This is a genomic window from Streptomyces chryseus (assembly GCF_014650755.1).
GTDB classification, from domain to species: Bacteria; Actinomycetota; Actinomycetes; order Streptomycetales; family Streptomycetaceae; genus Streptomyces; species Streptomyces chryseus.
Map to the genome: position 1 here is coordinate 979403 of NZ_BMVO01000001.1, position 13029 is coordinate 992431.

11 protein-coding genes are annotated in these 13029 nt (G+C 73.5%); 4 read left to right on the forward strand and 7 right to left on the reverse strand.

All coding sequences use genetic code 11. The annotated features are described in order from the left end of the window. Position 1 precedes the first annotated feature (1 nt). The 3 genes from IE185_RS04475 to IE185_RS04485 all read left to right on the forward strand — a co-directional run bounded on the left by IE185_RS04475 (position 2) and on the right by IE185_RS04485 (position 4013). Positions 2-1300: a PP2C family protein-serine/threonine phosphatase gene (locus tag IE185_RS04475; RefSeq protein ID WP_189714630.1), complete on the forward strand. Its 1299-nt coding sequence runs from the start codon at positions 2-4 to the stop codon at positions 1298-1300. Between the two features lie 115 nt (positions 1301-1415). Beyond that, positions 1416-2786, forward strand: a complete 1371-nt coding sequence (locus IE185_RS04480) for a vWA domain-containing protein (RefSeq protein ID WP_138899187.1) — start codon at positions 1416-1418, stop codon at positions 2784-2786. A gap of 66 nt (positions 2787-2852) precedes the next feature. Further along, on the forward strand, positions 2853-4013 hold the full coding sequence (locus tag IE185_RS04485; protein ID WP_189714632.1) for an FHA domain-containing protein: 1161 nt from the start codon (positions 2853-2855) through the stop codon (positions 4011-4013). 64 nt (positions 4014-4077) lie between these two features. Here the strand turns inward: IE185_RS04485 and IE185_RS04490 are convergent, their stop codons facing one another. Beyond that, positions 4078-5055 carry a methyltransferase domain-containing protein gene (locus IE185_RS04490; RefSeq protein ID WP_138906622.1) on the reverse strand — a complete coding sequence of 326 codons (978 nt, stop codon included), beginning with the start codon at positions 5053-5055 and terminating at the stop codon, positions 4078-4080. Between the two features lie 133 nt (positions 5056-5188). Here IE185_RS04490 and IE185_RS04495 point away from each other — a divergent pair, with 133 nt between their 5' ends. Continuing rightward, entirely contained in the window at positions 5189-5593 is a 405-nt protein-coding gene (locus tag IE185_RS04495; RefSeq protein WP_138894118.1) for a globin, read from the forward strand. A gap of 327 nt (positions 5594-5920) precedes the next feature. Here IE185_RS04495 and IE185_RS04500 read toward each other — a convergent pair whose 3' ends face one another. The 6 genes from IE185_RS04500 to IE185_RS04525 all read right to left on the reverse strand — a co-directional run bounded on the left by IE185_RS04500 (position 5921) and on the right by IE185_RS04525 (position 13024). Next, positions 5921-6646, reverse strand: a complete 726-nt coding sequence (locus tag IE185_RS04500) for a DUF8185 domain-containing protein (RefSeq protein ID WP_138894119.1) — start codon at positions 6644-6646, stop codon at positions 5921-5923. Beyond that, positions 6643-7116 carry an acyl-CoA thioesterase gene (locus IE185_RS04505; RefSeq protein WP_138894120.1) on the reverse strand — a complete coding sequence of 158 codons (474 nt, stop codon included), beginning with the start codon at positions 7114-7116 and terminating at the stop codon, positions 6643-6645. Before IE185_RS04505 ends, IE185_RS04500 begins: the two co-directional genes overlap by 4 nt. Before the next feature lie 2 nt (positions 7117-7118). After that, positions 7119-8783, reverse strand: coding sequence for an energy-dependent translational throttle protein EttA (ettA, locus tag IE185_RS04510; RefSeq protein ID WP_138894121.1), 1665 nt, complete (start codon positions 8781-8783; stop codon positions 7119-7121). A gap of 171 nt (positions 8784-8954) precedes the next feature. Beyond that, positions 8955-10391: a Cys-Gln thioester bond-forming surface protein gene (locus IE185_RS04515; protein ID WP_170198253.1), complete on the reverse strand. Its 1437-nt coding sequence runs from the start codon at positions 10389-10391 to the stop codon at positions 8955-8957. Positions 10392-10549: 158 nt separating this feature from the next. Then, positions 10550-11011 (reverse strand): single-stranded DNA-binding protein, encoded by a 462-nt coding sequence (locus tag IE185_RS04520; protein ID WP_138894122.1) that lies wholly within the window; start codon positions 11009-11011, stop codon positions 10550-10552. A 99-nt stretch (positions 11012-11110) separates the two neighbouring features. Then, positions 11111-13024: a YfjP family GTPase gene (locus IE185_RS04525; protein ID WP_373303680.1), complete on the reverse strand. Its 1914-nt coding sequence runs from the start codon at positions 13022-13024 to the stop codon at positions 11111-11113. Positions 13025-13029 lie beyond the last annotated feature (5 nt).

A 13029-nucleotide genomic window follows, 5' to 3' on the forward strand; every position in this document is an offset into this window, starting at 1 on the left:
GATGTCGCAGATGCGCCGGCCGCCTGCTGAGCCGACCTGCCCCGGCTGTGAAGAGCCATTGGAGCCCGGGGACTTGTTCTGCGGCGCGTGCGGGTACGACCTGTCCGCCTTGGCGCAGCCGCCCGTGGACCACCCCACGGTGGCCATCACCGTGCCGCCCGGGACGGGCGCAGCCGTGGGGCCCGGCACCGCGCCGCCGCCCCCGGCCGTCCGGTACGACGATCCGCCCCGGGGCGCGCCCGCGCCGGGCATCGACGACTTCGAACTCGCGGCCCCCGGGCCCGTACCCGCGCGACCGGAGGCGGAGCCGCCGCCCGCCGACCCCCGCTCCGCCGCCCCCGGGCCGGCGCCCGCCGCCGGCCCGGCCGCGAAGGTGTGCGTCGCGTGCCGCACCGGCCGGATCGACCCGGACGGCTACTGCGAGAACTGCGGCCACGCGCAGCCCCGCGAGCGCGACCACACGGAGCAGGAGCTGGACGCGGTCGCCGCCGTCAGCGACCGTGGGCTGCGCCACCACCGCAACGAGGACGCGTTCGCGGTCTCGGCGGCGGCCCTGCCCGACGGTTCGCCCGCCGTCGTCGCGATCGTCTGCGACGGCGTGTCGTCGGCGACCCGCCCCGACGAGGCGTCGGCAGCCGCCGCGACCGCCGCCAACGAGGCCCTGCTGGATGCCCTGCCGCGCGGCACGCATCCGCAGCAGGCGATGCACGAGGCGATCGTCGCGGCGGCCGAGTCGGTCAACCTCCTGGCCGCCGACCCGGACCAGGGCCCGGAGCACGATCCGCACCGGCACACGAACGCACCGGCCTGCACGCTGGTCGGCGCGATCGTGGCGAGCGGTCTGCTCGTCGTCGGCTGGGTCGGCGACAGCCGCGTCTACTGGGTCCCCGACGACCGCACCGCGCCGCCCGCCCGGCTCACCGAGGACGACTCGTGGGCGGCCCAGATGGTGGCCGCGGGCCTGATGAACGAGGCGGAGGCGTACGCCGACGAGCGCGCCCACGCGATCACCGGCTGGCTCGGCGCCGACGCGTACGAACTGGAGCCGCACACCGCTTCGTTCAAGCCGGACCGGCCGGGCGTGGTGGTGGTGTGCACCGACGGCCTGTGGAACTACGCGGAGGCGGCCCACGAGATGGCGCTGGCCGCGCCGGCCGACGCCGCGGCCCGTCCGCTGCACTGCGCCCAGGTGCTGGTGGGGCACGCGCTCGACGGCGGGGGCCACGACAACGTAACAGTGGCCGTGCTGCCGTTCGCCGTGCCGGAGCAAGGGGCAGGATCGGCCTACGGCACGGCGTAAGGCCCCCCGCTTCCCCGACCAGACCCGTCACTCACTCACCGCCTCGACCACCCGCACCGCCTCTCGTACGGAGGGGCGGGGAGCGAGTCCGTCCGTCTTGAGGAGCCGATTGACCATGGCCAACTTCTCCAAGTCGCGCGTGCCGCAGTTCTCCGTCGACGTCTACCAGAACGAGTACCTGCCGGAGGGCGGGCGCGAGGTCAACGCGATCGTCACGGTGACCTCCACCGGGGGCGGCACGAGCGGGGCCGCCGCGCTGCTCGCCGGAGCCGGGGCCTCGCCCGCGTACATACCGGCGGGACAGGGGCCCGGGCCGGCCGCCGCCGTCGTGATCATGGTCGACTGCTCGGGGTCGATGGAGTACCCGCCGACCAAGATGCGCAACGCGCGGGAGGCGACGGCGGCCGCCGTCGACACCCTGCGCGACGGTGTCGCCTTCGCCGTCGTCAGCGGTACGCACCAGGCCAAGGAGGTCTACCCCGGCGACGGACGCCTCGCGACCGCGAGCGAGGCGACCAGGGCGCAGGCCAAGGAGGCCCTGTACCGGCTGACCGCGGGCGGCGGCACGGCGATCAGCACCTGGCTGCGGCTCGCCGACCAGCTGCTCGCCCGGGCCGACGTGCCGATCCGGCACGGCGTCCTGCTGACCGACGGACGCAACGAGCACGAGTCGCCCAAGCACCTGCGGGACGCGCTCGAAGCCTGCGCGGGCCGCTTCACCTGTGACGCGCGCGGCGTCGGCACGGACTGGGACGTGAAAGAGGTCACGGGCATCGCCTCGGCGCTGCTCGGCACGGCCGACATCGTCGCCGACCCCAGCGGCCTCGCGGCGGACTTCACACAGATGATGCGCAAGGCGATGGGCAAGGAGGTCGCGGACGTGGCGCTGCGGCTGTGGACGCCCGTCGGCGCGGAGATCAGGTTCGTGAAGCAGGTCGCACCGGCCGTCGAGGACCTGACCGGGCGCCGCACCGAGGCCGGCCCGCGCGCCGGGGACTACCCGACGGGCTCCTGGGGCGACGAGTCCCGCGACTACCACGTGTGCGTACGGGTCCCGGAAGCCGGTGTCGGCCAGGAGATGCTCGCGGCCCGCGTCTCGCTCGTGCTGCCCGACCCGCCGGGCGGTACGCCGCAGACGCTCTCCCAGGGGCTCGTACGGGCGGTGTGGACGGACGACATGGTCGCCTCCACGTCCATCAACCCGCAGGTGGCGCACTACACAGGCCAGGCCGAACTGGCCCATGTCATCCAACAGGGGATCGAAGCACGCAAGTCCGGTGATTTCGACGGAGCCACGGCCAAACTGGGCCGTGCGGTGCAGTTGGCGGCGGCCTCGGGGAACGCGGACACCGCGAAACTCCTTTCGAAGGTGGTGGACGTCGTCGACGCGACGACCGGTACTGTGCGACTCAAGGCGAAGGTCGCGGAGGCGGACGAGATGACCCTCGAAACGCGCTCCACCAAGACAGTTCGCGTCAAGAAGTAACCAAAAAGCTGCGAGAAGTACCGATTTGCGGCCTTCGGGCCGGACGAGAGAGGGGGAAGCGCCGACATGCCGACCTGCCCCAACGGACACCAGTCGGGTTCCGACGACTGGTGCGAGGTCTGCGGCCACCGCATGGCCGGCGCCGTGCCGCCGCCTCCCCCGCCGCCGCCCCCCGCTCCCGGTTATGGCTACCCGCAGGGTCCCGGCCCTGGTCCCGGGCCCGCCTCCGCTCCCGGTTCCGGTTACGGCTTCCCGCCGCCCGGGCCCGACGCCACCGCCCAGGCGGAGATCTGCCCGCAGTGCCGCACGCCGCGCGAGGCGATGGCTCCGTTCTGTGAGGAGTGCCGCTGGAACTACCTCACGAACACAGCGACCTCCTACACGCCCGTGGCCCCGCAGAACTCCGGTCCCGCTCCCGGCCTCAACCTGCCGCCCGGTTTCCAGGCGCGGCCCCAGGGGCAGCCGCAGGGCCCGCCGCCGTACGAGTACCAGGGCTCGCGCCCGTCGCAGATGAACCGGCCGGCCGAGCCGCTGGCGCCCGAGCAGTCGGGGCGGCAGGCGCCGCCGCAGGCCTTCCAGCAGCCGCCGTTCCAGCAGCAGCCGGGCCCGCCGCCGTCGTTCCAGCAGCAGGCACCGCCCGCGCCGCCGCCACAGCACCAGCAGCCGCTGGCGCCCCCGCAGCGGGACCGCAACGGCGACGACGACTGGATGTTGCCCCCGCCGTCTCGGCAGCAGCCGGGCCCGCCGCCGTCGTTCCAGCAGCAGGCACCCCAGCAGTCGCAGCCGCCTCAGCAGCAGTACCCGGGGCAGGCGCCCGCGCCGGCCGGCTGGACGGCGACCGTGGGCCCGGACCGTGAGTACTTCATGGCGATGATGCAGCGCAGCGGCCCCGACGCCGCGGGCCTCAACCTGCCCGCGTACTCGCCCGAGCAGCAGCGCCCGCTCACCGGCAACCAGGTCACCATCGGCCGCCGCCGCCACAGCACGGGCGAGGCGCCCGACATCGACCTGGCCGTGCCCCCGGAGGACCCGGGCGTCTCGCACCAGCACGCGGTCCTGGTCCAGCAGCCCGACGGCTCCTGGGCGGTCGTCGACCAGAACTCGACGAACGGCACCACGGTGAACGGCGCCGAGGACCCGATCCAGCCCTACGTCCCCGTCCCGCTCCAGGACGGCGACCGCGTCCACGTGGGCGCGTGGACGACGATCACGGTACGAAGGGGCTAGCCCGGCCCGGAGTCCCGGCCCCTCCCCGGGGCCGGGGCGGATCCAGCCGCCCGGCGACCCGCTCCTACGCCCCCGCGCCGCGCCCCGGCAGCGGCCACGCGTACGGTCCCCGGGGGTCGTCCAGCCAGGCCCACTCGCCGTCCTCGGTGATCGTGACGCCGAAGCGTTCCCGCGCGGGCCGCTGCTCCCGGTGCCACAGGGTCAGCGCCTCGTGCGGGTCCAGGCCGCCCGCGGTCAGGGCCAGCATGAAGCGGAAGAGGTCGTTCTCCAGCACCCGCCGCGGCAGCCCGCCCACGTGCCGGGGCGGGCCCTCCCCCACCGCGCCGCGCAACGGGACGAAGTACGCCGGGGTGTGCAGGAAGCGTCCCTCGGCGTGCGCGGTGTCCCGTACGTCCAGGGCGATCAGCCCGGTCGCCAGCGGCGCCAGGATCCGCGCGCCCGGCCGGCACTGCGCGATCCAGGCGCGCGGCACGGACGGCAGGGCGCAGGTCGCGATGATCCGGTCGAACGGGGCCCGGGCGGGACACCCGAGCGCGCCGTCGCCCGTGACGACCGCCGGGTGGTGGCCCGCGGCCGCCAGATGACCGCGCGCCGACTCGGTGATCTCCGGTTCGAGGTCGACGGTGGTGACCAGCTCGTCGCCGAGGCGGTGCGAGAGGAGCGCCGCGTTGTAGCCGGTGCCCGCGCCGATCTCCAGCACGGCGTGCCCGTCCCGTACGCGCAGCTCGTCCAGCATCCCCGCCATCAGCGAGGGCTGGCTGCTGGAGGAGACCAGCTCGCCGCCGCGCATGCGCGTGGCCAGCGGCGTGTCCGAGTACACCCCGCGCAGCCACCGCTCCCGCCGCCGGGGATCGCGGTCCTCACCCCACAGCCGCTCGTGGCCGGCCGGGCCGTTGACGAAGAAGTACGGCACGAACAGGTGCCGCGGCACCTCGGCGAAGGCCGCGCGCCAGGCGGGGTCGTCGAGGACCCCGGCCGCCGCCATCTCCGCCACCAGCGCGGCCCGGGCCTCGGCGTACATGTCCGTGTGAGGTGCGCCCATACGCCCACTGTCGCGCGGCGCGGGCCGCCGGGCGAGCGGCTGGAGGCGCCGGGGACGGTGGGGTGGCCGGGAACAGCGGGCGGCCGGTCCTAGTCCTTAGGTCGTCGGCCGGTCCGTCTGAGACGATGGACGCGTGAAAGAGATTCCGCGCGGCACGCTTCAGGAGCAGACCTTCTACGAGCAGGTCGGCGGCGAGGAGACCTTTCGGCGCCTGGTGCACCGGTTCTACCAGGGAGTCGCGGAGGACCCGCTGCTCAAGCCCATGTACCCGGAGGAGGACCTGGGACCCGCCGAGGAGCGGCTCGCCCTCTTCCTGATGCAGTACTGGGGCGGGCCCCGCACGTACAGCGACAACCGGGGCCACCCGCGCCTGCGGATGCGGCACGCGCCGTTCACCGTCGACAAGGCCGCGCACGACGCCTGGCTCAGGCACATGCGCGTCGCCGTCGACGACATCGGTCTGTCCGAGGAGCACGAGCGGCAGTTGTGGAACTACCTCACGTACGCCGCCGCGTCGATGCTCAACACCGACGGCTGAACACCGAGGCCGACCCGCGTCGCGGTGGCCGGCGACTGGAATCCGTCACGATCGCGTCACGTCCGCGCTTCTCCTCGCCACCCGGCTCCTGAGCGCCGAACGGGCCGACGAGGGTGCCCTGTTGCGGGCGCACGGCCGTTCCCGGCGGCGCGTCCCCCGAGGACCACATCGTCGATCCGGCGGGGCAACGACCGGCCCAGTCGCACCCGGGGGGGGCGTCGCGGCCGTCCGGCGGACGGGCCCGCCGGGTTCCGGGCAGCCGAGCCGCTCGCATCCCGCCGGACGGCTCGGGCCCGCACCCGCACCGGCCCGCGACGACGGCCCCACCTACACCGGAGCCACCGGGAGCACCCCGAGCCCGGCGCGGCGTACCGCCACCGAGCCGTACGGGGTACGCAGGCGCAGCCAGCCCGCGGCCGACAGCAGTGCCACCGCCGCCGGATCCGCGCCGGGGCGCAGGAAGCCCAGCGAGTGCGCGGCGTGCACCGCCCGCAGGGGCAGCTCCGTGTCGGCCAGCGTGCGGGACCAGATCTCGCGGCCGACACGGTCCCGGGCTGCCCGCGTCCGGTCCTCCGGGGCCAATGCCTCGTCCCGCGCGCGGAACTCGGCGACGGCGGCGGCGACGACCGCGCGCATGGCGTCGGTTCCCGGCAGCCCGGGAACCTGCCGCCATCCGCCCCGGGGCGGCAGCACCCCGGCCCACGGCGGGCCGGTCACCGCCCGCGGCACCAGGACCGCGCCGGTGCCCTCGTCGATGCCTTCGAGAAGCTCCCCGGCGGAGACGGTGACGTCCAGCTCGCCCGTACCGTCCTCGTCCGCACCGGCACGGCCGCCGGCGCCGCCCCCGGCCGTGACGCCGACCGCGAGCCGGGACGTGCGCACGGCCAGCACCTCGAACGACGGCGGCCGTCCGAAAACGGCCACCGCCCCGGTGCCCGCCTGAAGTCGCACCGCCGCGGCCCGGTCGTAATGGATCAGCCGTCCGAGGAAGGCGGCGAGATCGGCCGCCTCCCCCGCGTCGGCGAGCACCAGCCGCCGCCCGAGCGCCGTCATGCGGCGACAGCCCCCCGCGGTTCCCGCCGGCCGGCCCGGCCGGCGTCGCCGTCGTCCAGGTACTCCAGGAGGAACGACTTCTCCTCCGCCGAGATCCGGCGCGGCCGCGCCGCTTCGAGGTCGTAGGGCACGACGACCGTCGAGGCGCGCACGTACACACGCTCGGCGCCGTCGGCGTCCGTGTCCTTGACCTCGTACGCGATCGTCAGCGACGCGGCGCCGATCTTCGTGACCCAGGACTCGATGGTCACCGGCTCGTGCCGGTGGACCAGCGGCAGCTTGTAGTCGATCTCGTGCCGGGCCACCACGGACCCGCCCGCGAACGACGGCGAACCGTCCCCCGGCGCCAGCCGGAACATGAAGTCGATCCGCGCTTCCTCCAGGTACCGGAGGAAGACGACGTTGTTGACGTGCCCGAAGGCATCCATGTCCGACCAGCGCAGAGGGCAGCGGTAGATGTGACGCGACAAGATCAGCCCCGCGTCAGCTTCTTGTACGTGGCTCGGTGCGGACGCGTCGCGTCCGCACCGAGCCGCTCGACCTTGTTCTTCTCGTACGACTCGAAGTTGCCCTCGAACCAGTACCACTTCGACTCGCCCTCGTACGCGAGGATGTGCGTCGCGACCCGGTCCAGGAACCAGCGGTCGTGGGAGATGACCACGGCCGCGCCCGGGAACTCGAGCAGCGCGTTCTCCAGCGACGACAGGGTCTCGACGTCCAGGTCGTTCGTCGGCTCGTCGAGGAGCAGCAGGTTGCCGCCCTCCTTGAGCGTCAGGGCCAGGTTGAGGCGGTTGCGCTCACCACCGGACAGGACGCCGGCCGGCTTCTGCTGGTCAGGGCCCTTGAAGCCGAACGCGGAGACGTACGCCCGCGAAGGCATCTCGACCTGGCCCACGTTGATGTAGTCCAACTCGTCCGACACGACGGCCCAGAGGGACTTCTTCGGGTCGATGTTGGAGCGGTTCTGGTCGACGTACGAGATCTTGACGGTCTCGCCGACCCGGATCGCGCCGGAGTCCGGCGTCTCCAGACCCTGGATCATCTTGAACAGGGTCGTCTTGCCCGCACCGTTCGGGCCGATGACGCCCACGATGCCGTTGCGCGGCAGCGTGAAGGACAAATCGTCGATCAGGACCTTGTCACCGAACGCCTTGGAGAGGTTGTTGACCTCGACGACGACCGAGCCCAGGCGCGGGCCCGGCGGGATCTGGATCTCCTCGAAGTCCAGCTTCCGCATCTTGTCCGCCTCGGCGGCCATCTCCTCGTACCGGGCGAGACGCGCCTTCGACTTGGTCTGGCGGCCCTTGGCGTTGGAGCGGACCCACTCGAGCTCTTCCTTGAGCCGCTTCTGACGCTTCTCGTCCTTGCGGCCCTCGACCTTGAGGCGGGCGGACTTCTTGTCGAGGTACGTCGAGTAGTTGCCCTCGTAGGGGATCGCGCGGCCGCGGTCGAGCTCCAGGATCCACTCGGCGACGTTGTTCAGGAAGTACCGGTCGTGGGTGACGGCGACAACGGCGCCCGCGTACTTCGAGAGGTGCTGCTCCAGCCAGTTCACCGACTCGGCGTCGAGGTGGTTGGTGGGCTCGTCGAGGAGCAGCAGGTCGGGCGCCTCGATCAGCAGCTTGCAGAGCGCGACACGGCGCTTCTCGCCACCGGAGAGGTTGGTGACGGGCCAGTCGCCGGGCGGGCAGCCCAGCGCGTCCATGGCCTGCTCGAGCTGGGCGTCGAGGTCCCAGGCGTTGGCGTGGTCGAGGTCCTCCTGGAGCTTGCCCATCTCTTCGAGCAGCGCGTCGGAGTAGTCGGTCGCCATGAGCTCGGCGACCTCGTTGAAGCGCTTGAGCTTGCCCATGATCTCGGCAGCGCCGTCCTGGACGTTCTCCAGAACGGTCTTCGACTCGTCGAGCTTCGGCTCCTGCATGAGGATGCCGACGCTGAAGCCGGGCGACAGGAACGCGTCACCGTTGGACGGCTGCTCCAGTCCGGCCATGATCTTCAGCACCGTGGACTTACCGGCACCGTTGGGACCCACCACACCGATCTTCGCTCCCGGCAGGAAGCTCAGCGTGACGTCGTCAAGGATCACCTTGTCGCCGTGCGCCTTGCGCGTCTTGCGCATCGTGTAGATGTACTCAGCCAAGAGAAACCGTCCGGCAATCGATGTGTGGGCAGATACACCCCATCTTGCCTGACGTCCACCCCGGGACGGAAACGGGTATGGCCTCGCGTGCGGTGACGGCCCCGGTGCGCCAAGGCGCGCCGGGGCCGTCGTGATCGCCCGGTGACCGGGCGTCGCCGCTCGTCGCGGCCGCTACTCGTCGTCGGACGCGGGCTGCTTCTTGCGGACGAAGAGGACCGCCGCGATGCCGAGGACGACGAAGGCGACCGCGATGCCGAGGATCATGGGCGTGGCGTTGGAGCTGCCGGTCTCGGCGAGGTCGGGGCCGTCGACGGCGAGGGGGGTCTCACCGGCCGTGGCAGGGCCGGGCCGGTTCCCGGGCTGGTCCAGGGTGCCGGCGCCGGGTCCGGCTGCCGCGCCGGTGGCGCCGGAGGTCTCGCAGTCGAGGATGCCCTTGAAGCTCTTCTTCAGGCCGCCGGGGCCCTCGATGGTGAAGTCGTACGCCTGGTCCTCCTGGACCGGGACGGTGACGGTCCGCGACTGGCCGGCCGGGACGGTGTGCTCGACGCTCATGAGCTCGAAGGTGAACGGCTCGTCGCCCTTGTTGGCGGCGGTGATGTCCACGCCGCCCTTCGCGCAGTTCTTCTCGGCCGAGAGCGCGGGGATGGCGCCCTTCTTCGCCCAGGTGGCGCTCGCCGTGGCGGAGACGGTCGACTCGCTGGAGCCGGCCAGGATCTGGGTCTGGCTCCGGGTGACCCCGGCGAAGGCCCGGCCGACCGGCACCGAGGTGGTGGCCTGGACGGTCAGCGCGGTCGAGCCGTCGGCCGCGTCGGCCGGCACGTCGAAGTACAGCTCGCCGCCGTTGACCGCGGTGGTGGCGGGCTTGCCGTCCTTGCCGACGACCTCGACGCCGCTGGCGGCGTCGGCGGGCGGGGCGACGGTGACGCGGTCGGCGTTGGTGCGGACGGTGACGGGGCCGAGCTTCCCGCCGGCCTTGCCGGAGACGGCGTTGGGCTCCAGGGTCAGGGAGGCTCTGGGCTCGGCGGCGCCGCGCGCGTTCTTCTCCAGGAAGTCGGCGAGCTTCTCCGCCTTCGGGTCGAGGGCGTCGACCTTGACGTGGTCGGAGTACCGCCAGATCGCCACCTGGGTGCCGGCGGCCGCGGTCTGCTCGGTGAGGGAGTCGACGCCGGCCCGCTTGGCGAGCGCGCTCAGGTCGTTCACCTGGGGGTACGAGTGCTCCAGGATCCAGCGGATCTTGCCGGCGTCCCGGTTGGTGCCGAGCGAGGTCTGGTCCCAGGAGGTCTCCAGGTACTTCGCCTGCTCCTGCGTCGGGCGGTGGGCGTCGACGCAGTACGTCTTGAGCGTGCCGCCGCCGTCGACGGTCATCTCGAACAGGCCGGCGGGAATCTGCTGGTCGCCGCCCTCCGTGCGCAGGACGGCCCTGTCGTAGGTCTTCAGCCCGTCGAGCGTGGCCGCCGCACCGCCCTGGTGCTGCGGTGCCTCCTGCGCCGCGGCCGGTGCCGCCCCGGCCAGCGCCCCCGCGGCGAGGAGCCCCGAAGCCAGGGCCGCCGCGGTCAGGCGGGCCGAGCCCCGCCCGCGTACAGAGAACGCAGAGAAAGCAGAAAACACAGAATTCCCCTTCGGGCGAGGCCCTTTCGCTGGTGCGACTGTGGGGGGAGCGCCTCGCCGGCAGACTCAAGTGCCCCGTGAGTATCCGGAAATCCTAGGGACGCGACGATCGACAGCCCCCTGTCATACCGTCAGATAGCCATTCCGAATCGGAATCGTTATCGCCCATCGCCTGTACGCACCGGCTCTGTCGACAAATCCCCGTGCGAATCGGCCGGGTTGTCTGCTTCCGTCACCGCCCGCCGTGTCAGTGGCGCGTCTCCTCTCACCACCCGTCTGAACGCGGACGTACCGCGCGTCAGGTCGTGACCGACCGCCAGCGCGTCGATGTCCGCCGAGAATCTGCGCTGCCCGTCCTTCTCCTCGTCGCGGACCCGCAACCGGCCGTGCACGAGCAGTGGTTCGCCGATGGACACCGAACCGGCCAGATTCGTGGCGAGCGACCGCCGCGCCCACACCGTGTAGAAGCTGGAGTGTCCGTCCGCCCAGCTCTCCTTCTGGCGGTCCCAGAAGCGGGCCGTCACCGCGAAGCGGAAACGCGCCACACCGCCCGCCGCCGTGTCCCGGTAGTCCACTCCCGTGGCGGCATTGCCCACCAGCGTCACCCAGGTGTCGCTCATCCCGGCTCCCCCTCTGCCCTCCGCCGTCCCGGTCCGCCCCGTGCGGCCGGCCGACTTCCATGCTGGACCGGACGCGGCACAGCCGCCGGCGCCTGTGGATCACCGGCCGGTTGTGGACAAACCCGTCACCGCCACGTACTGCTCCCGCACCTCCCAGTACCGCATCAGCTCCGCCGACACCGGATCCAGCACCCGCGCCCGCCCGCACCCGGCGGCCGCCTCCCGCAGCCGCCGCTCGGCGTCCTGCCCGTACCGCCGGGCCGGCCCCCTGGCCGCCACCGCGCACGCCCACTCGACCAGCGGGCCGCCGAGGATGCCGGCGAGCATCACCAGGACGGGCGGCAGCAACCGCGGCTCCAGCACGCCCACGATCTGACCCACCAGCCACAGCCCGCCGAAGATCTGCAACAGCGTCATCGACGCCTGCGTCAGCACCGCCGCCGGCCACCACGCGGGCCTCGGCGGCCTGCCGCGGGGCAGCCCGGCCCGTACCGCCAGTACGTCCAGCTCCTCGGGGAGTCCCGCCGCGCCGCGCACCGCGGACTCCCGCACCGCCTGCGCCCAGGGGGCGGGCAGCCCGGCGGCGGCCTCGTCGGCGACCGTACGCACGGCCTGCTCCACGCGCTGGCGGGCGGTGATCTCCTCCTCCTCGCCCTCGGTCGGGGTGCGCCCGGAGATCGGGTCGATGCCGGACCCCAATGCGCGGTGCGCCTCGTACCAGCGCCACAGCCTCAGCCACGGCGTCCCGCACGACTTGCCGGCGTTCCTGCGCCACTCCCGCTCCGCCGCCTCGCCCACCGCCGCCGCGCCCACCGCCTCCGCGAGCCGGTCGGTGAAGTCGTTCCGGGCCCGCTCGCCCAGCTCCGGCGGGCGCCGCCCGTCGGCGACGTACACCGGGCGCAGCCGGGCCGCGGCGGCGTCCAGGTCGGCGGACAGGCGGCGGGCTGGGGCCCCGCGCTCCTGTACGAACTGGCCGAGCATCTCGCGCAGTTCGCCGACGCCCTCGCCGGTGAGCGCGGACAGGGACAGGACCGTGGCGCCCGGCTCGCCGTGCTCGCCGAGCGCCATGCCGTCCTCGTCGAGGAGCCTGCGCAGGTCGTCGAGGACCAGGTCGGCGGCGTCGCCCGGCAGCCGGTCCACCTGGTTGAGCACCACGAAGGTGATCTCCGCGTGGCCGGCGAGCGGCCGCAGGTAGCGCTCGTGCAGCACGGCGTCGGCGTACTTCTCCGGGTCGACGACCCAGATCACCGCGTCGACGAGCGTGAGGACCCGGTCGACCTGGTCGCGGTGGGCGGTGGCGGCCGAGTCGTGGTCGGGCAGGTCGACGAGCACGAGCCCGTTCAGCGCCTCGTCGCGGAAGCCGGGCGGCGCCGGCCTGCGGCGCAGCCGTCCGGGGATGCCGAGCCGGTCCAGCAGTCCGGCGGCGCCGTCCGTCCAGCTGCACGCGATCGGCGCGGAGGTGGTCGGCCTGCGCAGCCCGGTCTCGGAGATCTGGACGCCGGCGAGCGCGTTGAACAGCGTCGACTTGCCGCTGCCGCTGGCGCCGGCGACGGCGACGACGGTGTGGCGGGAGGAGAGCCGCTGGCGGGCCGCGGCCTCGTCGAGCACGCGGCCGGCCTCGGCGAGGGTGCCTCCGTCGAGGCGCGTGCGGGAGAGGCCGACCAGCTCGCGCAGGGCGTCGAGGCGTCCGCGCAGCCGCCCGCCGTAGGCGCCGCCGGGCAGCAGGCCGTCGTACTCGTCGAGGGATTCCCGCTGTCCGCCGGGCGGCGGCCCTTCGGACGGCGGCCGCACGGGTCGCAGGGCCCGGACGGCCCGCTCGTCCCGCGCCGCCGCGCCCTCGGCGCGCCGGGCGATCAGCCCGTCGTCCCAGCGCCCCTCGGCCGCGCCGTCCGCCGGGTCCGGGGCGCCGGCCCCTTCGGCGTCGCCGGCGCCGCGCACCTCACCCGCGTCCCTCACGCCGTCGACCCTCGCCGCGCCGTCGACGCCGTCCGTGTCATCAGTCACAGCAGTCACGTTTG